This window comes from Streptomyces sp. NPDC059787 (assembly GCF_042732315.1).
GTDB lineage: Bacteria > Actinomycetota > Actinomycetes > Streptomycetales > Streptomycetaceae > Streptomyces > Streptomyces atrovirens.
Map to the genome: position 1 here is coordinate 110,570 of NZ_JBHWHX010000021.1, position 26,884 is coordinate 137,453.

The following is a 26,884-nucleotide window of genomic DNA, read 5'->3' on the forward strand; positions in this document are numbered from 1 at the left end:
GGCGGCTAGCCCCCCCCCCCGGGTAAAGATCCCCCCTGCCCCCCCTTGTGGGGGCGTTAGCGCAACCCGTCAACCCCCCCACCTCCTTGTCCGCATACGTTCGTCCCGCTGCGAGCCGCCGGACCAACGGCGGCTCCCCATACGGGAGATCGGGGGTGCACACGTGCGCATCGGACTGCTTACGGAGGGTGGTTATCCGTACGTGGGCGGTGAGGGCGGACTCTGGTGCGACCGCTTGGTACGCGGACTCGACCGACACGAGTTCGACGTCTACGCGTTCAGCAGCGGCGAAGCCCAGGAGGACGCGGGCTGGGTCCCGCTGCCGCCCCAGGTCGGCCGGGTCCGCACCGCACCGCTGTGGGCGGCCGAGGACGACGGGGTGGTGTACGGCCGTCGCGCACGCCGGCGCTTCTCGGAGCACTACGGCGAACTGGCCGCCGCCCTCTGCGCCGCGACGGACCCCACCGCCCCCGACCCGGGCCCTGCGACACCTGAGGCGGACCGTTTCGCCACCGCGCTCCGGGGCCTCGCCGAACTCGCCCGCGACGAAGGCGGTCTGGTGGCCGCACTCCGCTCCGAGACGGCCGTACGCGCCCTGGAGCGCGCCTGTCGCGCGCCCGGCGCCCTGCGGACGGCGCGTGAGGCCCGCGTACCCGATCTGCTGGCCGTCGCCGCACACCTGGAGCGCGCCCTGCGCCCCCTCTCGCTCGACTGGTACGAGGAGGACGGGCTGGGCGCGGTGGACCTGTGCCACGCCGCCGCCGGCGGGGTGACGGCCCTTCCCGGCCTGCTCGCCCACCACTTCTTCGGCGTTCCCCTCCTCGTCACCGAGTACGGCGTACGCCTGCGGACGCACTACCTCACCCGCCCGGACGCCTCACCCGCGGTCCGCTCCCTGCTCGCCGCCTTCCACGGCAGGCTCGCCGCCGAGACCTACCGCCGGGCCGTGTTCATCACACCGGGCAACACGCATGCCCGCCGCTGGCAGGAGCGCTGCGGCGCCGACCGGGCGAAGCTCCGCACGGTGTACCCCGGCATGGACGCCGCGCCCTTCGCGGAGGCGGGGGAGTCCCCGGAGAGCGCGGACCCTCACACCCTCGTCTGGGTCGGCCGGGTGGAGCCCGCCAAGGACCTGGTCTCGCTGCTGCACGCCTTCGCGGAGATCCGCAAGGAGGAGCCGAGGACCCGGCTGCGGATCATCGGCACCCCGGCGGACCCGGAGGGCGCCGCCTACCTCGGTCACTGCGAGGCACTGGCCGCGCAGCTCTTCCCGGACGAGGCCGAGGGCCCGCACTCCGTGGGCGCCAACCCGGTGTCCTTCGAGCGGATCGGCGGCCCGGAGCTGCCCACCCCCGCCGACGCGTACGCCTCGGGCGCCGTGACCGTCCTCTCCAGCGTCGTCGAGGGCTTCCCGGCCGGCCTCGTCGAGGCGATGCTCTGCGGGCGCGCGACGGTCTCCACGGACGTCGGCGCGGTCGTGGAGGCCATCGGCGGCACCGGTCTCGTCGTACCACCGCGCAATCCGCGGGCGCTCGCCGAGGCGTGCGTCTCCCTGCTGCGCGACCCCGAGCGCCGCGTACGCCTCGGTGCCGCCGCGCGCGCCCGCGCACTCGAGCTGTTCACCGTCGACCAGAACATCTCCGCCTTCCACGGCATCTACCTGGAGATCGTCGCGCGCACACCGGTCCGTCGTCCCCTCCTCGACGGCACCGGCGACCCCCTGCCCTTCGCCACCCCCGCCGAGGCCCACGTCCCCGGCCACTGGACCGACCCCGCCCCCCGCGCCGTCCCCACGTGGGCCATGGACACCCCGGTACCCGCGACGGAGACAGCCCGATGACCGACCTCGGTGAACTGAACCGCAGCACTCCGCCCGGCGCGGCCGACCCGGTCAAGGCGTTGCTGCACCGCCACCGCGACCTGTGCGAACAGGCGGTGGACCCCCTGGAGATCGCGGCGGGCCTGGAGGCCCACGGCATCACCGACCGGACCGCCGCCCGCTTCCGCCACCGCGACGTCTTCTCCCTCGCGGAGGAGCTCTACGCCAGGGTCCCCCGCGACGACACACCGCCTCGGCCCGCCCCGGCCGCCACGGGTCCGAGGTCACGCGCCGGCTGGACCGTTCTCACCCTGCTCCCCGGCACCCTGTGCGTGGCGACGGTGATCGCCCTGCGCCTCACCCACGGCCAGCCCCGCCTCTACGCGGCGGCCACCGGCATCCTGGCCGTCACCCTCGCCCTGCGCGCGGCACTGCGCCGGGGCCCGCTGAGCGCCCGTTCCGACATCCCGCCCCGCTCCGCCACGGCGTCCTGGACCTGCTGGCTCCTCGGCTACGCCCTCCTGGGCGACGGCCTGCTCGGTACGGCGGTCACCGGCGGCCCCGACGGTCTACCCGACGGCACGGCGGAGGGTGACTGGCCGCTCACCGTCGCCCCGGTCGTGGCGCTCGCCCTGTCCTGCGCGCCCGCCGCCTGGACGGCCCACCTCTTCGCCGCCCGGGTCCGCCGCAGGCTGGCGTCGAGCCGTGGTCTGGAGGACTTCTCGGCTTCCGTGCGACCCGCACTCATCGGCGTGTTCGTCCTGTTCCTGGGTGCGGTGGCCGTTCTGCTCACCGCGACGTCCGCGCTCCTCGACGCGCCCCTCGCCCTGCCCCCGACACTCGCCCTGGGCGGCCTCCTCTTCCTGGCCCGCCTCCTCACGATCCACGGCTTCACCCACGCGCCGAAGGTGATCCTCACGGTCACGGCGACCACTCAGGCGACGGCCCTGGCCACGCTCTTCGCGGCCCGGCTCCCCGGCTGCGACGCCCTGGCCACCCCGGTCCAGACCCTGATCGCGGTCTGGAACCCCGCCGCCCTCCCCACCCTCACCTGCGGGACAGCGGCACTGGCCCTGCTGATCCACGCCTCCCGCAAACTCGCCCGGGCTTCGGCGCACATCAGCCCGGAGCAACCGCGGTGAGAACGCGGGCCCAGCACCCCCCGCCCCCGCGGGTAGTCGTGCCTCCCCCGGTGCCTCAAGGGCCTGGGAGATGCCCCCAGGGCGACACGGGTGGGCGCGACGGCACCCTGCAAACACCGGGCCGCGCAACCCACCCCCGGCCCACACCCACGCAGGGCGCCCCACAAGCGCCGGGCCGCGCAGCCCACGACCGAGGCGTCGGCGGGCCGCAGTCGCCGGCGACCCCGCCCCGCCCACCGACGTCAGGCGCTTGCGCCACAGGAAACGCACCCGAAGGAGAACCCCACATGACCACCCCGGACGCCGAAGGAGTCGCCCGATGAGAGTCCTCCTGATCGGAGCCAACGGTTACATCGGCCGCTTCGTGGCCGACCGCCTCCTCGCCGACCCCGCCGTCCAGCTCACCGCCCTCGGCCGCGGCGACGACGCCGACGTCCGCTTCGACCTCGCCACCGGCAGCCCCGGCGCCCTCACCCGCTTCCTCGACGCCGTCCACCCCGGCGTGGTGGTCAACTGCGCCGGCACCACGAGAGGCGGCGCCCGCGAACTCACCCGGCACAACACCGTCGCCGTGGCCACCGTCTGCGAGGCCCTGCGCCGCAGCGGCTGCGGCGCACGGCTCGTACAGATCGGCTGCGGCTCGGAGTACGGCCCCAGCCAGCTCGGCTCGTCCACGGCGGAGGACGCCGTCCCCCGCCCCGGCGGCCCCTACGGCGTCAGCAAACTCGCCGCCACCGAGCTGGTCCTCGGCTCCGGCCTGGACGCCGTGGTCCTCCGGGTCTTCTCACCCGTCGGCCCCGGCACCCCCGCCGGCTCCCCCCTCGGCCGCCTCGCCGAGGCGATGCGCCGTGCCATGCAGTCCGGCGACAGCGAGCTGAAGCTCGGCGGTCTCGGAGCGCAACGGGACTTCGTCGACGTCCGCGATGTGGCCCGCGCCGTCCACGCCGCCTCCCTCTCCGCCGCGCAGGGCGTCATCAACATCGGCTCGGGCCGCGCCGTCCGCCTCCGTGACGCCGCCGGAATCCTCGCCAGGGTGGCCGGCTACGGCGGCGCCCTCAACGAACTGGACACCCCCCCGGGCCTGCACCCACCGCACGTACCCCACCCCGCCCACACACCTCACCCCACCACCTCCGTCCGCACCACGATCGGCCACCCCCGCCCCGACGTCGACCACCACACCACCCCCGTCGCCTTCCCGTACCCCGACGGCTGCGGCAACTGGCAGCAGGCCGACGTCCGCACCGCCCGCGACCGCCTCGGCTGGCGCCCCCGGATCAACCTCGAGGAGTCCCTCGCCGACATCTGGATGGAGGCGGCATGCCGTATCTGACCAGCGTCAAAGCCGGTACGGCGAGCACCGACGTCCGTACGGGCTTCGGCGTTCCCGGCCTTGCGCACCCCCTCGTCGCTCCGACCGAGTGGAGCGAACTCACCCGCCCGGGCATCCCTCTGCACTGGGTCGTCCTCGACGTGGCCGACGGCCCCGGCACCCAACCCGACCCGCGGTGCCTGGAAGCGGCCGGGCGTCTCCGCAACGCCGGTGTCCGTGTCCTCGGCCGCCTCGACACGGCGTACGGCCTCCGTACGTTCGGCGAGGTGCTCTCGGACGCCCACCGCTTCATGGACTGGTACCAGGTCGACGGCTTCCTGCTGGACCGCTGTCCCGCCGACCGCGCCGCACTGCCCGAGATCCGGCGCACGATCACCACACTCCGGGCGCTCCATGACGCCCACATCGTCCTCGGCCACGGCACCCACCCGTATCCGGGATACGCCGAACACGCCGACCAGCTGGTCACCTTCTCCGGCCCGTGGAACGACTACCGCTGGTCGCAGGTGGCGGAGTGGACCGCCGACCACCCGCCCGAACGCTTCTGCCACTTCGTGCACGGAGTGCCCCGCCCGCACCTGGACGAGGCCCTGCGCATCGCCCGCTGGCAGGGCGCCGCGACGATCTACTTCACGGACCACACCCACCACACGGGGCACCGTGCCCGCACCGCCCCCTGGGAGCCCCTGCCCGGCTACTGGGACGACATCGTCTCGCTTATCGGAACGGGTGTCTCGGAATGAAAAAGGCCATGGCACTGTTAGGCGAAGAACAACCGTAGTGATTGACCGACCAACGGAGTCCCCGTGTCGTTGCCACCCCTGGTCGAGCCGGCCCCCGAGCTCACCGTAGACGAGGTCCGCAGGTACTCCCGCCACCTGATCATCCCCGACGTGGGCATGGACGGGCAGAAGCGGCTGAAGAACGCCAAGGTGCTCTTTGTGGGCGCCGGCGGCCTGGGCTCGCCCGGTCTGATGTACATGGCCGCGGCGGGCGTGGGCACGCTCGGCATCGTGGAGTTCGACGAGGTCGACGAGTCGAACCTGCAGCGCCAGATCATCCACAGCCAGTCCGACATCGGCCGCCCCAAGGCCGAGTCCGCGCGTGACACGATCAAGGGCATCAACCCGTACGTGAACGTGGTCCTCCACGAGGAGCGGCTCGAGGCCGACAACGTGATGGACCTGTTCAGCCAGTACGACCTGATCGTCGACGGCACGGACAACTTCGCGACCCGCTACCTGGTCAACGACGCCTGCGTGCTGCTGAACAAGCCGTACGTGTGGGGCTCGATCTACCGCTTCGACGGCCAGGCGTCGGTCTTCTGGTCCGAGCACGGCCCCTGCTACCGCTGCCTCTACCCGGAGCCCCCGCCCCCCGGCATGGTCCCCTCCTGCGCCGAGGGCGGCGTCCTGGGCGTGCTGTGCGCGTCCATCGGCTCCATCCAGGCCAACGAGGCGATCAAGCTGCTCGCCGGCATCGGTGAGCCGCTGGTCGGCCGGCTCATGATCTACGACGCCCTGGAGATGCAGTACCGCCAGGTCAAGGTCCGCAAGGACCCCGACTGCGCGATCTGCGGCGACAACCCGACCGTCACCGAGCTCATCGACTACGAGGCCTTCTGCGGCGTCGTCTCCGAGGAGGCCCAGGCGGCGGCGGTCGACTCCACGATCACTCCCAAGCAGCTCAAGGAGTGGATCGACGACGGCGAGAGCATCGAGCTCATCGACGTCCGCGAGCCGAACGAGTTCGAGATCGTGTCCATCCCGGGCGCCCGCCTGATCCCCAAGAACGAGTTCCTCATGGGCAACGCCCTGGAGAGCCTGCCGCAGGACAAGAAGATCGTCTTGAACTGCAAGACGGGTGTCCGCAGTGCGGAAGTCCTCGCCGTCCTGAAGTCCGCGGGCTTCGCCGACGCCGTCCACGTGGGCGGCGGCGTGATCGGCTGGGTCAACCAGATCGAGCCGGAGAAGCCGGTCTACTGACCGACCCCGGTACGAACACGAGCCGACGCGGGGGCTCCGGGCACCACGAGTGCGCGGAGCCCCCGTCGTCGTCATGAGCAGACCTTGCCGTCCTCGGGCACCGTGCCGTCCAGCAGATACGCGTCCACCGTGGAGTCGACACAGTCGCTCCCGCTGCCGTACGCGCCATGGCCCTCGCCCTTCCAGGTGAGCACCACACCGACGTCCTCGCCCAGCTCGTCCGCCATCTTCCGGGCGCCCTCGTACGGCGTGGCCGGGTCGCCGGTGTTGCCCACGACCAGGACCGGCGCCGAGCCCGGCGCGCTCACCTCCGGGGTGTCGAACTGGCCGGGCACCGGCCAGTCGTGACACCAGCCGGCCGTGTCCCAGCCGAGGAAGGACCCGAACACGGGCGAGAGCTCCTCGAACTCGGGCAGCAGCTCCTTCGCCTCCTCCAGGGTCGGCCGCTGCTTGTCGTCCAGGCACGATATGACCCGCTGGGAGTGGGTCGTCGTGCCGTAGCTCCCCGAGGCGTCGCGTTCGTTGTAGTTGTCGGCCAGCGCCAGCAGCTCCGTGCCGTCGCCCTCCTCGGCCGCCTCCAGCGCGCTGGTCAGCACCGGCCAGCTGGTCTTGCTGTACAGCGGCAGGATGATGCCGGTCAGTGCCAGCGTCTGCGTCAGCTCGCGCCCGGACGACGACGTCGGCAGCGGGTCGGAGTCGATCCGCTCCAGCAGCTCCGCGATCTCCCGCGAACCCTCCTCGGGGTCCCGCCCGGTGGACTTCAGGTAGTTGTCGAGGGCCGTCTGGAAGCCCCGGGTCTGGTTCTTGGCGTGGCCCACGGTGTCGGCGCTGGGGTCGACCACCGCGTCGAGCGTCATCCGTCCCACCTTCTTCGGGAACAGATGGGCGTAGACACCGCCCAGCTCGGTGCCGTAGGAGATGCCGAAGTAGTTCAGCCGGTCGTCGCCGAGGGCCTGCCGGATGCGGTCCATGTCGCGAGCGGTGTCGGTGGTCGAGACATGGGCCATCAGCTTCCCGGCGACGTCCTGGCAGCCCTTGCCGAAGTCGGTGGCGTCCTGGAGGAACGTCCGCTCCTCGGCCGGTGTGTCCGGGGTGCCGTCCACCGACGACTCGGCGGCCTGGATGCTCTTGTCGTCGCGGCAGCGGACTCCCTCGCTGGCGGCGACCCCGCGCGGATCGAAGCTCACCAGGTCGTACCGCTCGCGCAGCTCGGAGGCCGTGGCGGCGTAGGACGGCATCATCGACACGCCGGACCCGCCCGGCCCGCCGAAGTTGAACAGCAGTGAGCCCAGGCGGTCGTCGCCCGTGGCCTCGGCCCGGATCAGCGCGAGCCCGATCGTGGAGCCGTCCGGCTTCGACCAGTCCAGAGGCACCCTGAGGGTGGCGCACTGCCACTCCTCGTCCGGTGCGGGAGCGTCCTCGGAGGCCTGGCAGCGCCCCCAGTCGAGTGCCGTCCCGCCGCTCCTGCCGTCGTCGTTGCCGGAGCCGTCGTCCGACGAGCCGTCGCCGCTGCAGCCGGCCGTCAGCAGCGCGGCGGCGACCGTCAGGGCCGTCCACCGTGTGAAACGGATCATGTGCCACTTCCCCCCTCGCTGGCCGTCCGCACCGTGCCGCGGATGGCGGTCAGGCCATGGTAGGCAGATCCGCCGTTCGCCGGGGCGGCCTGTGGATAACGCTCTGACCTGCAATTATGTGGTGAACCGTAGGCCCGTTCACGAGCAGACGGTCCCGGACGCCGGCACCTTTCCGTCCAGGAGGTAGCCGTGCACCGCGTCCTGTACGCACGCGTTCTCGCTGTTGTAGGCCCCGTGCCCCTGCCCCTTGTACGTCAGCTCCACACCCACGCCCTCACCGAGTGCCCGCGCCATCCTGCGCGCCCCCTCGTACGGGGTGGCCGGGTCGCCGGTGTTGCCGATCACCAGGATCGGAGCCGCGCCGGGGGCGTGGACATCAGGATGCTCGGCGGCCCCGGGCACCGCCCAGTCGGTGCAGCCGACCATTCCCCATGCCAGGTACTCCCCGAACAGCGGGGAGGCGGCCCGGAACCCGGGCAGCCGGCGCTCCACGTCCTCAGGGGTGTAGCGGGGTCGGTCGTCGGCGCAGTTGATGGCCACGTTGGCCGGGACGAGGTTGCTGTACTCGCCGTTCTCGTCGCGCCCGTTCATCGAGTCGGAGAGCACCATCAGGATCGTCCCGTCACCGTCGTACGCCTGCTCGAGGCCGTCGGTGAGGAACTCCCAGAAGTCCTGGGAGTACAGGGCCTGCACGATTCCGTTGGTCGCGGCGGTCTGGGTCAGTTCGCGTGGGAAGACGCCGGGGACGGGTGTGCGGTCGAGGTTCTTCAGCAGCCTGGCGATACGGTCCTTCACGTCCTGCGCGCTGTCGCCGACGGGACACTCCTCGGTCCTCGAGACGCAGTCCTCGGCGTAGTTGTCGAGTGCGAGCTGGAAACCCCGCGCCTGTGCGAGCGAGCCCTGTTCCGCGTTCTCCGTGGGGTCGACGACCGCGTCGAACACCGCGCGGCCCACCTTCTGCGGGAACAGGTGGGCGTAGACGCCGCCGAGTTCGGTGCCGTAGGAGATGCCGAAGTAGTGCAGTTTCCCGTCACCGAGGACCTGGCGCATCAGATCCAGGTCACGGGCGGCGTCCGTGGTGCGCACATGCGGCAGCACCCGCTCGGAGTTCTTCTCGCAGGCCGCGTTGAACTTCTCGGTACTGTCCAGGAGTTCCGTGCGCTCGGCGTCGTCGTCGGGGGTGGCGTCCTGCTGGAGGTACGCGTCGAGCCGCTGGTCGTCCAGGCAGGTCACGGGTGCGCTGCGGCCGACCCCGCGGGGATCGAAGCTCACCAGGTCGTAGCGGGTGCGCAGGGTCGCGTAGTCCTCGCCGAACGCGGGCAGGGCGGTGACGCCGGAGCCGCCCGGGCCGCCGAAGTTGAAGACCAGCGAGCCGATGCGTTCGCTCGCCCCGCCGCTCGACCTGGCCCGGATCAGCGCGATGCCGATGGTGTCGCCCTCGGGGTCGTCCCAGTCCAGCGGCGCCTTCATGGTGGCGCAGCCCCACTCACCCCGGCCGCCGGGCAGGGGCGACGGGGCGGGGCCCCCGCCCTGCGCCTCGGACGGAGCCGGGCAGTCCTTCCAGTCGAGCTGCTGCTCCGTCAGGTCCTCGGCCTTGTCGTCGTCCTCACCGCAGCACGGGCAGCAGTACGGCGCAGACGGTCAGGGCGGCGGCACGCGGACGGAGGGGGCGGCGGGGCATGGTCCCATCCTGCGGTTGCCCGGAGCGGGACGCGCGGGACACGGGCCGTACGAGGTAAGGGGCCCTCGTTCACAAGGCCGCCTTGCGGGTGAGGTGGTTGAAGGCCAGCCAGCCCGGCAGTACCGGCAGCCAGAGCGTCAGGAGCCGGAAGAGCAGCACCGCCGGCGCGGCGACCTCCTTGGGGAGCCCGACCGCGATGAGACCGACCGTGAGGGTCGCCTCGACCGCCCCGACGCCGCCCGGTGTCGGGGCCGCCGACCCCAGTGCGTTGCCGGCGAGGAAGACGACGGCGACACTGGCGATGCTGACCGAGGTCGTCTCGTCGCCGAACGCCCGGATCGAGGCGTCCAGGCACATCACGAAGCAGGCCGTCAGCAGCAGCATGCCGCCGATGCCGGTGATCAGCTTCTGCGGCCGCTGCAGCACGTCGAGCATGCGCGGCACGACACCCGCGAAGAGCGACCGCACGCGCGTGACGACGAATTTCCGCAGGAACGGCACCGAGGTCACCACGAGCACCAGCACCGCCACCGTCAGCAGGCCCCCGATCACCGTGCGGGACGGCGAGAGGGAGGGCGTCTTCTCGGTGCCGGTGAGGTAGCCGAAGGACAGCAGCATCAGGATGTGGCAGCCGAGCCCGAAGAGCTGCGACGCGCCGACGCTCGCCACCGCGAGCCCCGGCCGCACCCCCGCGCGCTGGAGGAACCGCGTGTTCAGGGCGACGCCGCCCACCGCGGCCGGGGCGACGATCTTCACGAACGACCCGGCGACCTGTGCCGCCACGGTCCGCACGAACGGCACCCGCTCGGGCACGAACCCGAGCAGGGCCATGGCCGCCGCGACGTAACTGGCCGCCGAGAACAGCACCGCCGCGGCCACCCAGCCCCACTCCGCGTTCTCGATCAGCGGGCCGAACTCGATGTGGGTGAGCTGCGTCAGCAGGAAGTACGCGCCGATCGCACCGGCGATGAAACTGATCAGGGTCCGCGGCCGGACCCGTTCCAGGCGGGCCGGTTCCACCGGGGCCTGCGGCCTGATCCGCAGCACCTCGTGCCGGATCTGGGTGAGCAGGTCCTCCTCTCGCGCCTCCTCCATGGCTTCGTCGACGGCCCGCTTCTCGGCCCGCTGCTCCGCGCGTACGGCCTTCTTGTCGGGCTTGTCGAGCACGACCTGGTGGGCGCCGTGCTCCGCACGGGCCGGCTTGGACTGCCGGTAGGCCTCCAGGACCGCCTCACGTTCGCGTTCCGCCCGTTCCCGGGCCAGCTGCCGCAGCGTCCCGCGCGTGGAGCGGCTCAGCGCGATGGGCTGGAGCATCGGCAGACAGTCCGCCACGGTGTCGGGGCCGAGGACGTTCAGGGCGGAGGCCACCGCGCGTTCGGCGCCCACCCTGAGACCCAGGGTCACCAGCAGCTGGGAGGTGTCCATGCGCAGCAGCAGATCACCGGCCGCGATCTCGCCGCCGCGCAGATCGGTGAGGATCACCGTGCCGGAACGATCCACCAGGATGGCGTCGCCCACCAGCCGGCGGTGCGCGATACGGCGGGACTGCAGGGCCTGTACCTGGTGCCAGGTGTCGCGCAGCAGTTCGTCGGTGATCTCCTCGTCCGGCAGCGAGTCGAGGGTGCGCCCGCCGCTGTGCTCGTAGACGAGCATCACCGCGTCGGGGCCGAGTTCGGAGGTCGCGATCAGCTTGGGGGCGTTGGCGCCGGCCGCGATGGCCGCGTAGGCCAGCAGTGCCTCCTGCTCCAGTGCCTGGCGCAGCGACTGCAGGCTGCTGCGGGTGGCGAAGCCGCGCAGGGCCAGATTGCGCCACGCGCGGTAGAAGAATCCCTGCGCCTGCTGCTCACGGTCGACCACGGTGACGTCCAGCGGCGGACCGTCCTCCAGGGTGACGAAGTACCGGCGTCCCCGGTCCCCGGCCTCGGAGGCGTCGCCGGACTCCACCCGGGACGCGGTCACGGGGCGGAAGCCGACGGTGCGCAGGCCCGCCATCAGGGTGCGGCCGGTGGGGCGCACATTGGGCGAACCGACCGCGTAGAGGGTGCCGTAGGCGACGGTCCAGCCGATCAGGACCGTCAGGATGATCGAGAACGGTGTGGTGTACCCGGTGACGAGCATCGAGAAGGCGTCGAGGAGCAGCACCACCCACAGCACCGCGCGCCACCGGGGTCTGCGGGACATCCCGACGGCCGTCATGTACGCGATCACCGGGGCCAGATAGCCGTGCACCGGGTCGGTCAGGGCGTGGATGTCGCCGGGGGAGGGCTGGGTGAGCGCTTCCTGGATCGAGTCCGGAGCGGCACGCGCGACCCACAGGTCGGTGGCGAGTGTCACACCGTGCGCGAGGACGGCGGCGAGCACGCCGTCGGCGATCCGCAGCCCGTCCCGCTTGATCAGCCGCTCGATGGCGAAGGCCACCGGGACCAGGAGGATCGCGATGCTGGAGGCCAGGCCCGCGATCTTGATGAGCAGGTCGGGCGCCTGCCCGGTGCCCTTGTTGATGTCCTGTTCCAGGCCCGAGGTGGTGCCGTGGGCGAACGCGGCGATCGCCAGCAGCACCACGACGGCGAGCACGCCCGCCAGGAGCCGCATGAGGTCGGACGGGCGGTGCACCCGCGCGGGGAGCAGCGGTTCGTCGCCCTCCACCTCGTCGATGTGCGCCGTCTCGGGGGCGGCGGTGTCCGGGCGCGACGAGGCGTCAGGGGTGCCCTCCGTGTCCTCGGGGTGCGCGCCCTGCTGCTTCATCGTCTCTTCTCGATCTTGTATCACCAGTCACCGCCCGCACGATGGTGGCATGCCGTACCGGTACAAGGGGGCATCAGGGTCAGAACGCGGGCCGCACAGTCTGCCCGAAGCGCCACTCCGGGGCGAGCCGTGCGCATGCGCGCGAGCGCGTCACGTTGTCGGTGGGGTGGGGCAGGATGGGCCGGATGAGTCAGGAGAGCCTTCCGTCCGACGGCGGCCCGGAGCACCCGGACGCCCTGCCCGAGTACGCCGAGCGGGTCCTGGAGGTGACCGAGCTGATCCCGCCGGGACGTGTCATGACGTACGGGGACGTGGCCGAGTGGCTGGGGGAGGGCGGTCCCCGGCAGGTCGGACGTGTGATGGCCCTGTACGGGGGAGCGGTTCCGTGGTGGCGTGTCGTCCGCGCGGACGGCGTGCTGCTGCCGGGCCACGAGCTGAGAGCCCTCGGCCACTACCGCGCGGAGGGCACGCCCCTGAGGGAGGCGGGCCGGGCCGCGGAGGGCCATGTGCCGCGCCTCGACATGAGGCGCGCGCGGTGGGACGGCGGAGGACACACCGAAGGTCACACCTGACAGCTTCCGCCCTCGCGCACGCCGTCGTGTGACCTCTGGTCCCTCAAGGTGATGCGGGGCACATTCGTGGCATGACGTACGTTCGTGAGGCAAGGGACATGTGCGGCCGGAGTGCCCGGAGGGAAGAAGCGGAAAGCCTGCTTCCGCGCTTTTCGCCGGCGTAGCGTCGGCCGCGCGTGCCCCCTTCACCCCGCGCCCACCGCCCCGCACGCGCGGCGAACGGCCCCACAGCACACCCACCAGGACCGGCGAACCACGTGAGCTCCTCTTCCTCCACCAGCGGCCTGTCGCACCCCCAGGTGCGGCGGGGGAACCGTGGCGCTTATCGACTGGTGCGTACCCCGCCCGCTCGGGTGAATCCCCCTCACATGGACGCCGCGCAGCGCTCCGTGGTTGAGCACACGACCGGCCCGCTGCTCGTTCTCGCAGGTCCGGGTACCGGCAAGACCACCACCCTGGTCGAGTCCGTGGCCGCGCGGATCGCCCGTGGCGGGGACCCCGAGCGGATCCTGGTGCTGACGTTCAGCCGCAGGGCGGCCGTCGAGCTGCGCGACCGCATGGCCCTGCGCATCGGGGCCGCGCGCGCTCCGCAGGCGACCACCTTCCACTCGTTCTGCTACGCCCTGATCCGCGCCCACCAGGACAGCGACCTCTTCGTGGAACCGCTGCGGCTGCTGTCGGGCCCCGAGCAGGACGTCACCGTCCGCGAGCTGCTCGCCGGCCAGGTGGACCTGGAGCGGCTCGGGCTCGCCCATGTGCGCTGGCCGGACGAGCTGCGCGCCTGTCTGACCACCCGCGGCTTCGCCGACGAGGTCCGCGCGGTGCTCGCCCGCAGCCGCGAGCTGGGTCTCGGCCCCGGGGCCCTGGACGCCTTCGCCCGCCGCATCGGGCGCCCCGACTGGCGCGCCGCCTCCGCCTTCCTCGCCGAGTACCTCGACGTCCTCGACCTGCAGGGCGTCCTCGACTACGCCGAACTGGTCCACCGCGCGGTGCTCCTCGCCGGCCGCCCGGAGATCGCCGGGCGGCTGGCCGCGCGGTACGACGCCGTCTACGTCGACGAGTACCAGGACACCGACCCCGCCCAGGTACGGCTGCTGCGTGCCCTGGCCGGCGGCCGCACCCTCGTCGCCTTCGGCGACCCCGACCAGTCGATCTACGCCTTCCGGGGCGCGGACGTGGGCGGCATCCTGGAGTTCCCGCACACCTTCCCCCGCGCGGACGGCCGTCCGGCCCCGGTCGAGGTGCTGCGCACCTCCCGGCGCTCCGGCGCCGCCCTGCTGGAGGCGACCCGGCGGGTGACCCGGCGCATGCCGCTGCCCCGCCTGCCCGCCGAGAAGGTCCGCGCCCACCGGGAGCTGACCCCGGACCGGGACGGCGGCCGGGTCGAGGTGTACACGTACCCGACGTCCGGCACGGAGCTGGACAACATCGCCGACATCCTGCGCCGCGCGCACCTGGAGGACGGCGTTCCCTGGAAGGACATGGCCGTCCTGGTCCGGGCCGGCGCCCGCACCCTCCCCGCCGTCCGCCGCGCGCTCACCTCGGCGGGCGTCCCCGTGGACGTCGACGGCAACGACCTGCCGCTGCGCCACGAACCCGCGGTGGCCCCGCTGCTGACGGCCTTGCGCGCGGTGGCGGCGGCGGAGGCGGACGACCGGGAGGCCGCGGGGCCCGGCCCCGAAGCGGAACCGTGCTGGCTCGACACCGAAACCGCCCTCACCCTGCTCACCTCCCCCCTCGCCGGCATGGACGCCGCCGATCTGCGCCGCCTCGGACGGGCCCTGCGCGAGGAGGAGCGGGCCGGGGGCAACCCGCTGCCGCCGCCCTCGGACGAACTGCTCGCGCGTGCGCTGGCCGAACCGGAGCGGCTGGCCGTGCACGACCCCGTCTACGCGCGGGGCGCCCAGCGTCTCGGCGGCCTGCTGCGCCGCGCCCGCGAGCGCCTGGCGGGCGGCGGTACGGCCGAGGAGGCCCTGTGGGACCTGTGGGACGGCACACCGTGGCCCGGGCGCCTGGAGCGCGCCGTCCGGCGCGGCGGCGCGGCCGGCCGCAACGCCGACCGGGACCTCGACGCCGTGTGCGCGCTGTTCGCGACCGCCGCCCGCGCGGAGGAACGCACCGGCGGCCGGGGCACCCTGAACTTCCTGGAGGAGATCGAGGCCCAGGACATCGCCGCCGACACCCTCACCCGGCGCGCCGCCCGCCCCGACGCCGTGCGCCTGATGACCGCGCACCGCTCCAAGGGCCTGGAGTGGCGCCTGGTCGTCGTGGCCGGCGTCCAGGAGGGCCTGTGGCCGGACCTGCGCCGCCGCGGCTCCCTGCTGGAGGCCGACCGCATCGGCCGCGACGGACTCGCCGAACCGCTGACTCCCGGCGCGCTGCTCGCCGAGGAACGCCGCCTGTTCTACGTCGCGGCCACGCGCGCGCGTGAACGGCTCGTCGTGACGGCCGTGAAGGCACCCGCCGACGACGGCGACCAGCCCTCCCGCTTCCTGACCGAACTCGGCGTCGAGCCCAAGGACGTCACCGGGCGCCCGCGCCGCCCCCTGGCCGTCGCCGCGCTCGTCGCCGAACTGCGCGCCACGACGGTCGACCCCCGGGTCTCCGACACCCTGCGGGAGGCCGCCGCCCAGCGGCTGGCCCGGCTCGCCGCGCTCGCCGACGAGGACGGCCGCCCCCTGGTGCCGGCCGCGCACCCCTACCGCTGGTGGGGCATGTTCGAACCCACGGCGAGCAAGGTGCCGCTGCGCGACCGCGACCAGCCCGTCGTGCTCTCCGGCAGCGCCCTCGACCAGCTCGCCAACACCTGCGCCCTGCAATGGTTCCTGGGCCGTGAGGTGAAGGCCGACGCGCCCGCGACCGCCGCCCAGGGCTTCGGCAACGTGGTGCACGTCCTCGCCGACGAGGTGGCCTCCGGGCACACCCCCGCCGACCTCGCCGTCCTCATGGAGCGCCTCGACTCGGTGTGGAACGCGCTCGCCTTCGACGCGCCGTGGAAGTCGGCGCAGGAGAAGGAGCACGCGCGCGTGGCGCTCGAACGCTTCCTGAAGTGGCACGTCATGGACCGCGCCGGACGCACCCCGGTGGCCAGCGAGCACGACTTCGACGTCACCCTCGAAGCGGGCGACTACGAGGTCCGCATCCGCGGCCAGATGGACCGCGTCGAGACCGACGGCGAGGGACGCGCGTACGTCGTCGACTTCAAGACCGGCAAACAGGCGCCCAGCGCCAAGGAGGTGGAGCGCCACCCCCAGCTCGCCGTCTACCAGCTCGCCGTCGGGGAAGGCGCCGTCGACGACGTCTTCGACGGCGCGCGCCCGGAACCGGGCGGCGCCGAGCTCGTCCAGCTGCGCCAGGGAGCCGCCAAGCGGGACGGCGGCGAGACCCTGCCCAAGGTGCAGGCCCAGGAGCCGCCGGAGGGGGAGTGGATCGGCGATCTGCTGGCCACGGCCGCCGGGAAGGTCCTCGACGAACGGTTCGGCCCGACCGCGGGCCAGCACTGCGCCCACTGCGCGTTCCGGGCCTCGTGCAGCGCCCGGCCCGAGGGCCGGCACGTGGTCGAGTGACCGGAGTGACGCATCGCACCACCCGTGCCGACCTGCGGTTCTCCGCTCCCGGAGCGCTCTGACGGCCCCCGCTGTCAGTGTCCGCCGCTAGATTCTGCGTGTGCCCGCACGTATCACCGACGCCGATCAGCTCAAGGAGCTCCTCGGTATCCCGTTCACTCCGGAGCAGACGGCCTGCATCGTCGCGCCGCCCGCCCCGCAGGTGATCGTGGCCGGAGCCGGGTCGGGCAAGACGACGGTGATGGCGGCCCGCGTGGTGTGGCTGGTCGGCACCGGCCAGGTCGCCCCCGAACAGGTACTCGGCCTCACCTTCACCAACAAGGCCGCCGGGGAACTCGCCGAACGCGTCCGCAAGGCACTGGTCAAGGCCGGCGTCACCGACCCCGACGCCATCGACCCGGACAACCCCCCGGGCGAGCCCGTGATCTCCACGTACCACGCCTTCGCCGGCCGCCTCCTGACCGACCACGGACTGCGCGTCGGCCTCGAACCGACCTCCCGCCTCCTCGCCGACGCCACCCGCTACCAGCTCGCCGCGCGGGTCCTGCGCGAGGCCCCCGGCCTCTACCCGGCGCTCACCCGCTCCTTCCCCGACCTGGTCGGCGACCTCCTCACCCTCGACGGCGAGCTCGCCGAACACCTCGTACGGCCCGAGGACCTGCGCGCCCACGACGCCGAACTGCTGCGCACCCTGGAGAACACCGGACTCACCAACGCCGACCTGCGCAAGGTCCCCGAGGCGGCCGCCGCGCGACGCGAGCTCGCCGACCTCGTGCTGCGCTACCGGGCCGCCAAACGCGAACGCGACCTGCTCGACTTCGGCGACCAGATCGCCCTGTCCGCCCGGCTCGCCGCCCTCCCCGAGGTGGGCCGCGTCCTGCGCGACGAGTTCCGCGTGGTCCTCCTCGACGAGTACCAGGACACCTCCGTCGCCCAGCGCGTCCTGCTGGCCGGACTGTTCGGCGGCGGCACCGGCCACCCCGTGACCGCCGTCGGCGACCCCTGCCAGGCGATCTACGGCTGGCGCGGCGCCTCCGTCGCCAACCTCGACGACTTCCCCGAACACTTCGCCCACGCCGACGGCCGCCCCGCCACCCGCCAGTCGCTCAGCGAGAACCGCCGCAGCGGTGGCCGCCTCCTCGACCTCGCCAACGGCCTCGCCGAGCCGCTGCGCGCCATGCACGCGGGCGTGGAGGCCCTCCGCCCGGCCCCCGGCGCCGAACGCGACGGCACCGTCCGCTGCGCCCTGCTGCCCACCCACGCGGAGGAGATCGACTGGATCGCCGACTCCGTCGCCCACCTCGTGAACACAGGCAAGGCACCCGGCGAGATCGCCGTGCTGTGCCGCACGGCCGGCGACTTCGCCGAGATCCAGGGCGCCCTGGTCGCCAGGGACGTCCCCGTCGAGGTGGTCGGCCTGTCCGGGCTGCTGCACCTGCCCGAGATCGCCGACCTCGTCGCCGTCTGCGAGGTCCTCCAGGACCCCGGCGCCAACGCCTCCCTCGTACGACTGCTGACCGGCCCGCGCTGGCGCATCGGCCCCCGCGACCTCGCCCTGCTGGGGCGGCGCGCACGACGGCTCGTCTCCCACGCGCGCGTGGACGGCGACGACGACCCCGACCGGCGGCTCGCCGAAGCCGTCGAGGGCGTCGACCCGGCCGAGGTGATCTCGCTCGCCGACGCCCTCGACACCTTCCTGGAGACACCGCTGGACGGCCGCGGGGACGACGACGGCCTGCCCTTCTCACCGGACGCCCGCGTACGCTTCGCCCGCCTGGCCACCGAACTGCGCGACCTGCGCCGCTCCCTCGCCGACCCCCTCATGGACGTCCTGCACCGCGTCCTCGCCGTCACCGGCCTGGAGGTCGAACTCTCCGCGTCCCCGCACGCCCTGGCCGCCCGCCGGCGCGAGACCCTCTCCAACTTCCTCGACATCGCCGCGTCCTTCGCCGCCGGCGACAACGAGGCCACCCTGCTCGCCTTCCTCGCCTTCCTGCGCACCGCCGCCCAGTACGAGAAGGGCCTCGACAACGCGCTGCCCGGCGGCGAGAACACCGTCAAGGTCCTCACCGCGCACAAGTCCAAGGGCCTCGAATGGGACGTCGTCGCCGTCCCCGGACTGGTCACCGGCACCTTCCCCAGCAGCCAGGGCCGCGAGAAGTGGACCGCGCAGGGCAAGGTGCTGCCGCACGGACTGCGAGGCGACGCCGACACCCTGCCCGACGTCGAGTCCTGGGACTCCCGCGGCCTGAAGGCCTTCCACGAGGCCATGAAGGAACACCAGCACACCGAGGAACTCCGCCTCGGCTACGTCACCTTCACCCGCCCCCGTTCCCTGCTCCTCGGCTCCGGCCACTGGTGGGGGCCCAGCCAGAAGAAACCGCGCGGCCCCTCCGACTTCCTCCACGCCCTCTACGCGCACTGCGCCGCCGGACACGGCGAGATCGAGGCATGGGCCGACGAGCCCGCCGAGGGCGAGGAGAACCCCGCCCTGCACCGGGCCGGCGACGATCAGGTCTGGCCCCTGCCCCTCGACGACGCCGCCCTCGCCCGCCGCCGCGCGGCCGCCGACACCGTCCTCACCCACCTCCACCGCCTCGCCACCCACCCGGACGGCCCCGCCACGGCCGTGCACGACCCCGACACCCACGACGACCCGGACTGGCCGCCGCCGCCCGACGACGAGGACCCCCTCCCCGAGGAGGACCCCTTCGCGGACGCCGGCCCGGACGACTGGGACTCCTGGAGCACCGACCGCCCCACCGTCCCGCACCAGGCGACGGCCCCGGAACCCACCGCACACCCCGGCCCGGCGGAGCCGGCCCACCCGCCGCGCCCCCGTCTCACCCCCGAAGAGGCCCGCACCGTCGCCTCCTGGGACCGCGACCTCGACGCCCTCACCGGAGAGCTCCTGCACCTCCGCGAGAGCGTCACCGAGGTGCGGCTGCCCGCCTCGCTGACCGCCTCCCAGCTACTGCGCCTGGCCGCCGACCCGGACGGCCTCGCCCAGGAACTGGCCCGCCCCATGCCCCGCCCGCCGCAGCCCGCCGCGCGCCGCGGCACCCGCTTCCACGCCTGGGTCGAGGCACGCTTCGAGGAACTGACCCTGCCCATGCTCGACCCGGACGAGCTGCCCGGCAGTGACGCCGAGATCTCCGACGAACGCGACCTGGAGGCCCTCAAGGAGGCCTTCGAACGCACCGAGTACGCCCACCGCACCCCCCACCGCGTGGAAGCCCCCTTCCAGCTGTCGATCGCCGGCCGCGTCGTCCGCGGCCGCATCGACGCCGTCTACCGGAAGGACGACGGGGACGGGACGACGTACGAGATCGTCGACTGGAAGACCGGCCGCGACCGCACCGCCGACCCACTCCAGCTCGCCGTCTACCGGCTCGCCTGGGCCGAACAGCAGGGCGTCCCCCCGGAGACCGTCACGACCGCGTTCCTGTACGTACGCACCGGTGAGATCGTCCGCCCCGACCCCCTGCCCGGCCGCGCGGAGCTGGAGCGGCTGCTGCTCGGGGAGCCGCCCGGTGAGATACCGCACTCCGAGGACACCGGCGCGGGCCGATAGGCTCGAGGACATGAGCCAGCCCGTTGACACCGCCGTCAGCGCCGTCCGTACGTACATCGCACAGCACCGCGTCGCCTTCCTCGACGACCTCACCGAGTGGCTGCGCATCCCGTCCGTCTCGGCCCAGCCCGACCACGCGCCCGACGTGCGCCACAGCGCCGACTGGCTCGCCGCCAAACTCAAGGAGACCGGCTTCCCGACCGCCGAGGTCTGGCCCACCCCCGGCGCCCCGGCCGTCTACGCCGAATGGCCCTCCGCCGACCCCGAGGCGCCCACCGTGCTGGTCTACGGCCACCACGACGTGCAGCCCGCGGCCCGCGAGGACGGCTGGGACAGCGAGCCCTTCGAACCCGTCGTCCGGGACGACCGCCTCTACGCGCGCGGCGCGGCCGACGACAAGGGCCAGGTGTTCTTCCACACCCTCGGCGTCCGGGCCCACCTCGCCGCCACCGGCCGCACCACCCCGGCCGTCCACCTGAAACTGCTGATCGAGGGCGAGGAGGAATCCGGCTCCCCGCACTTCCGCGAGCTCGTCGAACAGCACGCGGACCGGCTCACCGCCGACGCCGTGATCGTCTCCGACACCGGCATGTGGTCCGAGGACACCCCCACCGTGTGCACCGGCATGCGCGGCCTCGCCGAGTGCGAGATCCGGCTGTACGGACCCGACCAGGACATCCACTCCGGTTCCTTCGGCGGCGCGGTGCCCAACCCGGCCACCGCCGCCGCCCGCCTGGTGGCCGCCCTGCACGACGAGCACGCGCGCGTGGCGATCCCCGGCTTCTACGACGGTGTCGTCGAGCTCACCGACCGCGAACGCGAACTCTTCGCCGAGCTGCCCTTCGACGAGGAGCGGTGGCTGCGCACCGCCAGGTCCCACGGCACCCGCGGCGAAGCCGGATACAGCACCCTGGAGCGCGTCTGGGCCCGCCCCACCGCCGAGGTCAACGGCATCGGCGGCGGCTACCAGGGCCCCGGCAGCAAGACGATCATCCCGTCCTCCGCCATGGTGAAGCTGTCCTTCCGCCTCGTCGCCGGCCAGGACCCCGAGCACGTGCGCGAGGCCGTCGGCGCCTGGGTGCCCGGACAGCTGCCCGACGGCATCCGCCACGAGATCACCTTCAGCCCCGCCACCCGCCCCTGCCTGACGCCACTGGACCACCCGGCCCTGCAGTCCGTGGTCCGCGCGATGGGCCGCGCCTTCGGCACACCCGTCCGCTTCACCCGCGAGGGCGGCTCCGGACCGGCCGCCGACCTCCAGGACGTCCTCGGCGCACCGGTGCTGTTCCTCGGCATCTCCGTCCCGTCCGACGGCTGGCACGCCCCCAACGAGAAGGTCGACCTGGACCTGCTCCTCAAAGGCGTCGAGACCAGCGCGTACCTGTGGGGCGACCTCGCCGAGCACTGGCGGCACGCCCCCTGACCTCGCACACCGTCCGAACCGGACGCCCACGCGGGGCACACTGGAAGGGACCCGCCGCGCCCCGCAGGACCCGGTCCCTCCCGCCGCACGTCCCGCCGAACCGCCCGCCGACCCAATCCGTTCCACCGGGGGAGTTGGAAGCACCCGTGACCACCTGGACCGACCACACCGCCGACCGACCCATCTCGCTCACCGCCCCGAGCGGCATCGACCGCGCCGCCCACCACCGGCTCGACGAGGCATGGCTCGCGGCGGCGTGGAGCCACCCCTCGACCCGCTGCTTCGTGGTCTCCGGCGGCCAGGTCCTCATCGACGAGGCGGCGGACGGGCGTACCGAACTCGTCATGACCCCGTCCTTCGAGGCCCCGCTCACCGAGGCCCACCGCTACTTCCTGGGCATCGACGACGAGGGCGTCAGCTACTTCGCCCTCCAGAAGGACTCCCTGCCCGGCCGCATGGACGACTCCGCCCGCCCGGCGGGCCTGCGCGAGGCGGGACTGCTCCTGTCGCAGCGCGAGGCCGGCCTGATGGTGCACGCGGTCGCCCTGGAGAACTGGCAGCGGCTGCACCGCTTCTGCTCCCGCTGCGGTGAGCGCACCGTCATCGCCGCCGCCGGCCACATCCGCCGCTGCCCCGCCTGCGGCGCCGAGCACTACCCGCGCACCGACCCCGCGGTGATCATGGCCGTGGTCGACGACCAGGACCGCATCCTGCTCGGCCGCCAGGTCCACTGGCCCGAGGGCCGCTTCTCCACGCTCGCCGGATTCGTCGAGCCGGGGGAGTCCATCGAGCAGTCGGTGCGCCGCGAGGTCCACGAGGAGGTCGGCATCGGCGTCGGCGAGGTCGAGTACGTCGCCAGCCAGCCCTGGCCCTTCCCGTCCAGCCTCATGCTGGGCTTCACCGCCCGCGCCACCTCGACCGAGATCGACGTGGACGGCGACGAGATCCACGAGGCCCGCTGGTTCTCCCGCGACGAACTCGGTGCCGCCTTCGAGTCCGGCGAGGTGCTCCCGCCGTACGGCATCTCGATCGCGGCCCGCCTGATCGAACGCTGGTACGGCAAGGACCTGCCGACCCGCAGCGCCTTCTGACCGGACGCCCAGCGCTCCGACGGAGCCCCGACGCCAAGCCGTCGGGGCTCCGTCCTGTGCACCGGCTACGCTGTCGGACCGGGCGGAGCCGTAGCGCAGAGGTCGTCGCGCGCGGTCTCCAAAACCGCGAGGACGCCGGTTCGAATCCGGCCGGTTCCGCCTTCCCGCGCCCCTGAAGACACGTCGGCCCCCTCCGGTGGCCTCGACCGGAGGGGGCGCGGCGCCGGGGGACGTCAGACCGCGAGAGCCTGCTTCACCTGGGCGAGACTCGGGTTCGTCATCACGACCTCGTCGCCACCGGCGGAGGGAACCACTCGTACCGTGGGCACCGTCTGGTTTCCGCCGTTCGCCTTCTCCACGAAGGCCGCGGAGTCCGGGTCCTGCTCGATGTTGATCTCGGTGTACGCGATGCCCTCACGGTCCAGCTGGCTCTTCAGCCGACGGCAGTAGCCGCACCACGTGGTGCTGTACATCGTCACAGTGCCCTGCATGCCTCTCGCGCTCCTTCGGCGGCTCGGGGAAGTCCTGGTCGTGGGAGGAACGTACGGGAGAGCGCCGGCATTCCCGCCGGGTGGCCGCACGTGTCCCACGTGATGCCTGCCGCATTAGTACGACTACGGGGGTCTCCCTGTGGACAACCGGCTCGCCTGTCTCCGGCGACCTGGCAGCATGGCTGTGTGACAGCAGCAACGCACTCCACTCTCTTCCCGCAGGTACCGGACTCGGCCGACGCGGTGCTCGAAGGGCTCGACCCCGAGCAGCGCGCAGTGGCCACCGCCCTGCAGGGTCCGGTGTGCGTGCTGGCGGGCGCCGGCACCGGCAAGACCCGGGCGATCACCCACCGGATCGCCTACGGGGTGCGCGCGGGCATCCTCCAGCCCTCCAGCGTGCTCGCCGTCACCTTCACCAACCGTGCCGCCGGGGAGATGCGCGGCCGGCTGCGCCAGCTCGGTGCCGTCGGTGTCCAGGCCCGCACCTTCCACTCCGCGGCGCTGCGCCAGTTGCAGTACTTCTGGCCGAAAGCGATCGGCGGCTCCCTGCCCCGGCTCGTCGACCGCAAGATCCAGCTGGTCGCCGACGCGGCCGCCGCCTGCCGGATCCGGCTCGACCGGGGCGAGCTGCGGGACGTCACCGCGGAGATCGAATGGTCCAAGGTCACCCAGACCGTCCCGGCCGACTACGCGGCCGCCGCCGCCAAGGCCGGCCGGGAGTCCCCCCGTGACCCCGCCGAGATCGCCCAGCTCTACTCCGCCTACGAGGACCTCAAGCGCGAGCGCGCCGTCATCGACTTCGAGGACGTGCTGCTGCTGACCGTCGCCGTCCTGCAGGACCGGCACGACATCGCCGATCAGGTCCGCGCCCAGTACCAGCACTTCGTCGTCGACGAGTACCAGGACGTCAGCCCGCTCCAGCAGCGGCTGCTGGAACTGTGGCTCGGCGAGCGGGAGAACCTGTGCGTGGTCGGCGACGCCAGCCAGACGATCTATTCGTTCACGGGCGCAACACCCGACCATCTGCTCGACTTCCGCACCCGCCATCCCGGGGCCACCGTCGTCAAGCTGGTCCGCGACTACCGCTCGACCCCCCAGGTCGTCCGCCTGGCGAACGGCCTGCTCGCCCAGGCCCGTGGCCGGGCCGCCGATCACCGGCTGGAACTGGTCTCCCAGCGCGCCGCGGGGACCGAGCCGGTCTTCACCGAGTACCCCGACGAGCCCGCCGAGGCGGAGGGCGCCGCCCGCCGCATCCGTGAGCTGATCGACGCCGGGGTCCCGGCGAGCGAGATCGCCGTCCTGTTCCGGACGAACGCCCAGTCCGAGACCTACGAGCAGGCCCTCGCCGATGTCGGCGTGCCCTACCAGCTGCGGGGCGCCGAGCGGTTCTTCGACCGTCCTGAGGTGCGCAAGGCCGGTATCGCCCTGCGCGGCGCGGCCCGCTTCGGCGGCAACGACACCCTCCTCGACGACGCCCCCGACCTGCCCTCCCAGGTGCGGGCCGTGCTCTCGGGCGAGGGCTGGACGACCCAGCCGCCGGCCGGTTCCGGAGCGGTCCGGGAACGCTGGGAGTCACTGGCCGCGCTGGTGCATCTCGCCCAGGACTTCGCCGCCGCCAGACCCGGCGCCACCCTCGCCGACCTCGTCGCCGAACTCGACGAGCGGGCCGGCGCCCAGCACGCCCCGACCGTGCAGGGCGTCACCCTCGCCTCGCTGCACTCGGCCAAGGGCCTGGAGTGGGACGTCGTCTTCCTGGTCGGCGTCGCCGAGGGCATGATGCCGATCACCTACGCGAAGACCGACGAGCAGATCGAGGAGGAGCGCCGCCTCCTCTACGTCGGTGTCACCCGCGCCCGTGAGCGCCTCCAGCTCTCCTGGGCGCTCTCCCGTTCACCCGGCAGCCGGCCCAACCGTCGCCCCAGCCGCTTCCTCCACGGAGTGCGCCCCGGCTCGAACGCCGCCGCGGGCCGGAGCGGCGCGGCCGGCGCGGGAGGTGTGGAGCGCGGTTCGTTCGGGGCGGCGTCCGCCTCGGTCGTCCCGGGTCCGAGACGCGGACAGCGCAGCCCCGCCCGCTGCCGGGTGTGCGGCCGCACGCTGACCGACGCGGGCGAGATGAAGCTGATGCGCTGCGAGGACTGCCCCACGGACATGGACGAGGGCCTGTACGAGCGGCTCCGTGAGTGGCGCGCCGGCCAGGCGGGGCGCAGCGGGCAGCCGGCCTTCTGCGTCTTCACCGACAAGACGCTGATGGCCATCGCCGAGACGGTCCCCGACGACGAGCACGCACTGGCCAGGATCCCCGGGGTGGGGATGCGCAAGCTGGGCCGCTACGGAGCCGATGTTCTGGCCATCTGCGCAGGTCGCGAAATCGACGAGGAACGGGATCAGGACTGATCCGAACTCGTCGGAAAAATAGTTTGCGCATGCCCCGGCAATCCCCATAGGTTCTTAGGCACGGGGACGGCGGCCTTCTCCAAGGCCCCGATTCCGTGTTGTACTTGCATATCCGCGGACCGGTTCACCCCGGTCCCCTAGACGCCGAGAGGAGGCGAGTCCAGTGATCAGCATCAACACCAGCTCCATCGTCAAACTGACCGATCGCTCGGCCGTCTCCCTGTGCATGCTCGGCGCCTCGAACCAGGGCACCGGTCTGTCCGGCATCCATGCCGCACGTCTGGTGTCCTCCCTCGCTCCCGCGGCTCCTGCCGTCCGTGAGCGCGATGAGCGACCGACCAAGGCACTGGAAGCGGTAGTGGCACAGGCGAAGGCCTATGCCTTTGCGGCAGCCGGTGCCGGATTCCGGAAGCAGACGACGCAGCACCACCTGATGTGGGCCTTCCGTGGGCCAGAACCCTGGAGTGATCCAGCCTGATGCGATCAGGCCGGCGCCTTCAGGGCCGCGGAACCCCATCCGGGATCCGCGGCCCTTCTGTTTTCCCTCAAGCAGGGAGAGCGAAGCGCCTCGAGACAAGAAAAGAGCCCGGTACCAGCCGCCACCCGGCCAACAGGCCGGAAACGACCAGACGAGGAAGACGAACCGTGCAACTCGAAGCGCACGTCCCGTCCGTACCGCCTTCCGACACGATCCCCAAGCCCGGCTCCACGGAGGACCCGACCTTGACTCCGCTCACCGCGCTCACCGCGCTCGACGACGCCATCGAGAACCTCGGCGTGCCCGTCCCGTGCCGCTCCTACGACCCGGAGGTCTTCTTCGCCGAGTCGCCGGCGGACGTCGAGTACGCCAAGTCCCTCTGCCGCACCTGCCCGCTGATCGAGGCATGCCTCGCCGGCGCCAAGGAGCGGCGTGAGCCCTGGGGCGTCTGGGGTGGCGAGCTGTTCGTCCAGGGAGTTGTCGTCGCCCGCAAGCGGCCGCGTGGCCGCCCGCGCAAGAACCCGGTCATGGCATGAACACCCCAGGAACGATCGACCGCCCCCTCACGCACGACCCCCAGAAGCAGGCCCCGATGATGCCGTCCGCTCACGAGCCCGCAGGCTCCGCGACCGAAGACTTCACCACCAGCGGTGCGAACGACTCGCGCCAGAACAGGACCCGAGAGATGCAACTCATCCCAGAAGCCCTGGCCCGTGCGCATATGCACGAGCGACTGCAGGAGGCGCAGCGGGAGCGCCAGGCCGCCGGCCTGGTGACCGCTCGCCGGATGCAGCGCCGGGCCGAGCGCGCCTCCCGGCGCGCCCGCCGCGCGCTCGCCATGGCGGTCATGCAGTAACCGATCCCACCTGAAGCGGTGGCCTCCCCAGCGGGAGGCACAGCTCTCCCCGCGGGGGGGGGGGGCGGGGTTCGGGGCGCGCCCCCCCGGGGGGGGGTAGTGGGGGGGCGGGGGGGCGGGGGGGTTAGTACGGCGGGGGGAGGTGAAACCCCGGGGCGCG

At 72.9% G+C, this 26,884-nt stretch carries 17 protein-coding genes, 1 tRNA gene and 1 pseudogene; 15 read left to right on the plus strand and 4 right to left on the minus strand.

Annotated features, from left to right (window positions below; genetic code table 11):
• Positions 1-163 precede the first annotated feature (163 nt).
• The 5 genes from ACFV5H_RS21270 to moeZ all read left to right on the plus strand — a co-directional run bounded on the left by ACFV5H_RS21270 (position 164) and on the right by moeZ (position 6,279).
• Complete coding sequence (locus ACFV5H_RS21270) at positions 164-1,840, plus strand: DUF3492 domain-containing protein (protein WP_385196660.1); 1,677 nt, start codon at positions 164-166, stop codon at positions 1,838-1,840.
• Positions 1,837-2,961: a hypothetical protein gene (locus ACFV5H_RS21275; RefSeq protein WP_385196662.1), complete on the plus strand. Its 1,125-nt coding sequence runs from the start codon at positions 1,837-1,839 to the stop codon at positions 2,959-2,961. Before ACFV5H_RS21270 ends, ACFV5H_RS21275 begins: the two co-directional genes overlap by 4 nt.
• 319 nt (positions 2,962-3,280) lie before the next feature.
• Positions 3,281-4,294 (plus strand): NAD-dependent epimerase/dehydratase family protein, encoded by a 1,014-nt coding sequence (locus ACFV5H_RS21280; protein WP_385196664.1) that lies wholly within the window; start codon positions 3,281-3,283, stop codon positions 4,292-4,294.
• Positions 4,282-5,037: a spherulation-specific family 4 protein gene (locus tag ACFV5H_RS21285; RefSeq protein ID WP_385049673.1), complete on the plus strand. Its 756-nt coding sequence runs from the start codon at positions 4,282-4,284 to the stop codon at positions 5,035-5,037. The genes ACFV5H_RS21280 and ACFV5H_RS21285 overlap by 13 nt, the downstream gene beginning before the upstream one ends.
• Positions 5,038-5,100: 63 nt before the next feature.
• Positions 5,101-6,279 carry an adenylyltransferase/sulfurtransferase MoeZ gene (gene moeZ, locus ACFV5H_RS21290; RefSeq protein ID WP_217129507.1) on the plus strand — a complete coding sequence of 393 codons (1,179 nt, stop codon included), beginning with the start codon at positions 5,101-5,103 and terminating at the stop codon, positions 6,277-6,279.
• A gap of 71 nt (positions 6,280-6,350) precedes the next feature.
• Here moeZ and ACFV5H_RS21295 read toward each other — a convergent pair whose 3' ends face one another.
• The 3 genes and pseudogenes from ACFV5H_RS21295 to ACFV5H_RS21305 all read right to left on the minus strand — a co-directional run bounded on the left by ACFV5H_RS21295 (position 6,351) and on the right by ACFV5H_RS21305 (position 12,279).
• Positions 6,351-7,853: an alpha/beta hydrolase gene (locus ACFV5H_RS21295; protein WP_385196667.1), complete on the minus strand. Its 1,503-nt coding sequence runs from the start codon at positions 7,851-7,853 to the stop codon at positions 6,351-6,353.
• A gap of 138 nt (positions 7,854-7,991) precedes the next feature.
• Positions 7,992-9,534: pseudogene (locus ACFV5H_RS21300) on the minus strand (alpha/beta hydrolase).
• A 69-nt stretch (positions 9,535-9,603) separates the two neighbouring features.
• Complete coding sequence (locus ACFV5H_RS21305; protein ID WP_385049681.1) at positions 9,604-12,279, minus strand: YbhN family protein; 2,676 nt, start codon at positions 12,277-12,279, stop codon at positions 9,604-9,606.
• 185 nt (positions 12,280-12,464) lie between these two features.
• Between ACFV5H_RS21305 and ACFV5H_RS21310 the strand changes: the two genes are divergently transcribed.
• The 6 genes from ACFV5H_RS21310 to ACFV5H_RS21335 all read left to right on the plus strand — a co-directional run bounded on the left by ACFV5H_RS21310 (position 12,465) and on the right by ACFV5H_RS21335 (position 22,664).
• Complete coding sequence (locus ACFV5H_RS21310) at positions 12,465-12,851, plus strand: MGMT family protein (protein WP_385196669.1); 387 nt, start codon at positions 12,465-12,467, stop codon at positions 12,849-12,851.
• A 257-nt stretch (positions 12,852-13,108) separates the two neighbouring features.
• Complete coding sequence (locus tag ACFV5H_RS21315; protein ID WP_385196672.1) at positions 13,109-16,417, plus strand: ATP-dependent helicase; 3,309 nt, start codon at positions 13,109-13,111, stop codon at positions 16,415-16,417.
• Positions 16,418-16,517: 100 nt separating this feature from the next.
• The gene (locus tag ACFV5H_RS21320; RefSeq protein ID WP_385196675.1) at positions 16,518-19,991 is read left to right on the plus strand and encodes an ATP-dependent helicase; all 3,474 of its coding nucleotides are present in this window, start codon (positions 16,518-16,520) and stop codon (positions 19,989-19,991) included.
• Between the two features lie 10 nt (positions 19,992-20,001).
• Positions 20,002-21,414: a dipeptidase gene (locus ACFV5H_RS21325; protein ID WP_385196677.1), complete on the plus strand. Its 1,413-nt coding sequence runs from the start codon at positions 20,002-20,004 to the stop codon at positions 21,412-21,414.
• Positions 21,415-21,560: 146 nt separating this feature from the next.
• Positions 21,561-22,505, plus strand: coding sequence for an NAD(+) diphosphatase (nudC, locus tag ACFV5H_RS21330; RefSeq protein ID WP_073932357.1), 945 nt, complete (start codon positions 21,561-21,563; stop codon positions 22,503-22,505).
• Positions 22,506-22,589: 84 nt separating this feature from the next.
• A tRNA-Trp gene (locus ACFV5H_RS21335) sits at positions 22,590-22,664 on the plus strand.
• A gap of 74 nt (positions 22,665-22,738) precedes the next feature.
• Here ACFV5H_RS21335 and ACFV5H_RS21340 read toward each other — a convergent pair.
• A complete protein-coding gene (locus ACFV5H_RS21340) occupies positions 22,739-22,996 on the minus strand; it encodes a mycoredoxin (RefSeq protein ID WP_073932358.1) in 258 nt (85 codons plus the stop codon).
• A 102-nt stretch (positions 22,997-23,098) separates the two neighbouring features.
• On the opposite strand from ACFV5H_RS21340, the gene ACFV5H_RS21345 reads away from it, so the two are divergent.
• The 4 genes from ACFV5H_RS21345 (at position 23,099) to ACFV5H_RS21360 (ending at position 26,724) form a co-directional block, all read left to right on the plus strand.
• Positions 23,099-25,390, plus strand: a complete 2,292-nt coding sequence (locus ACFV5H_RS21345) for an ATP-dependent DNA helicase UvrD2 (RefSeq protein ID WP_385196679.1) — start codon at positions 23,099-23,101, stop codon at positions 25,388-25,390.
• A gap of 163 nt (positions 25,391-25,553) precedes the next feature.
• Positions 25,554-25,868 (plus strand): hypothetical protein, encoded by a 315-nt coding sequence (locus ACFV5H_RS21350; RefSeq protein WP_085574754.1) that lies wholly within the window; start codon positions 25,554-25,556, stop codon positions 25,866-25,868.
• Between the two features lie 167 nt (positions 25,869-26,035).
• Positions 26,036-26,404 (plus strand): WhiB family transcriptional regulator, encoded by a 369-nt coding sequence (locus tag ACFV5H_RS21355; protein WP_385049698.1) that lies wholly within the window; start codon positions 26,036-26,038, stop codon positions 26,402-26,404.
• Positions 26,401-26,724: a hypothetical protein gene (locus ACFV5H_RS21360; protein ID WP_385049701.1), complete on the plus strand. Its 324-nt coding sequence runs from the start codon at positions 26,401-26,403 to the stop codon at positions 26,722-26,724. The genes ACFV5H_RS21355 and ACFV5H_RS21360 overlap by 4 nt, the downstream gene beginning before the upstream one ends.
• The last annotated feature ends 160 nt before the right edge of the window (positions 26,725-26,884 follow it).

Bases quoted from the DNA above. Each gene is read 5' to 3' on its own strand.
- ACFV5H_RS21275 (WP_385196662.1), top strand. From the start codon at position 1,837: ATGACCGACCTCGGTGAACTGAACCGCAGCACTCCGCCCGGCGCGGCC.
- ACFV5H_RS21280 (WP_385196664.1), top strand. From the start codon at position 3,281: ATGAGAGTCCTCCTGATCGGAGCCAACGGTTACATCGGCCGCTTCGTG.
- ACFV5H_RS21285 (WP_385049673.1), top strand. From the start codon at position 4,282: ATGCCGTATCTGACCAGCGTCAAAGCCGGTACGGCGAGCACCGACGTC.
- ACFV5H_RS21295 (WP_385196667.1), bottom strand. From the start codon at position 7,853: ATGATCCGTTTCACACGGTGGACGGCCCTGACGGTCGCCGCCGCGCTG.
- ACFV5H_RS21305 (WP_385049681.1), bottom strand. From the start codon at position 12,279: ATGAAGCAGCAGGGCGCGCACCCCGAGGACACGGAGGGCACCCCTGAC.
- ACFV5H_RS21310 (WP_385196669.1), top strand. From the start codon at position 12,465: ATGAGTCAGGAGAGCCTTCCGTCCGACGGCGGCCCGGAGCACCCGGAC.
- ACFV5H_RS21325 (WP_385196677.1), top strand. From the start codon at position 20,002: ATGAGCCAGCCCGTTGACACCGCCGTCAGCGCCGTCCGTACGTACATC.
- ACFV5H_RS21340 (WP_073932358.1), bottom strand. From the start codon at position 22,996: ATGCAGGGCACTGTGACGATGTACAGCACCACGTGGTGCGGCTACTGC.
- ACFV5H_RS21345 (WP_385196679.1), top strand. From the start codon at position 23,099: ATGCCTGCCGCATTAGTACGACTACGGGGGTCTCCCTGTGGACAACCG.
- ACFV5H_RS21360 (WP_385049701.1), top strand. From the start codon at position 26,401: ATGAACACCCCAGGAACGATCGACCGCCCCCTCACGCACGACCCCCAG.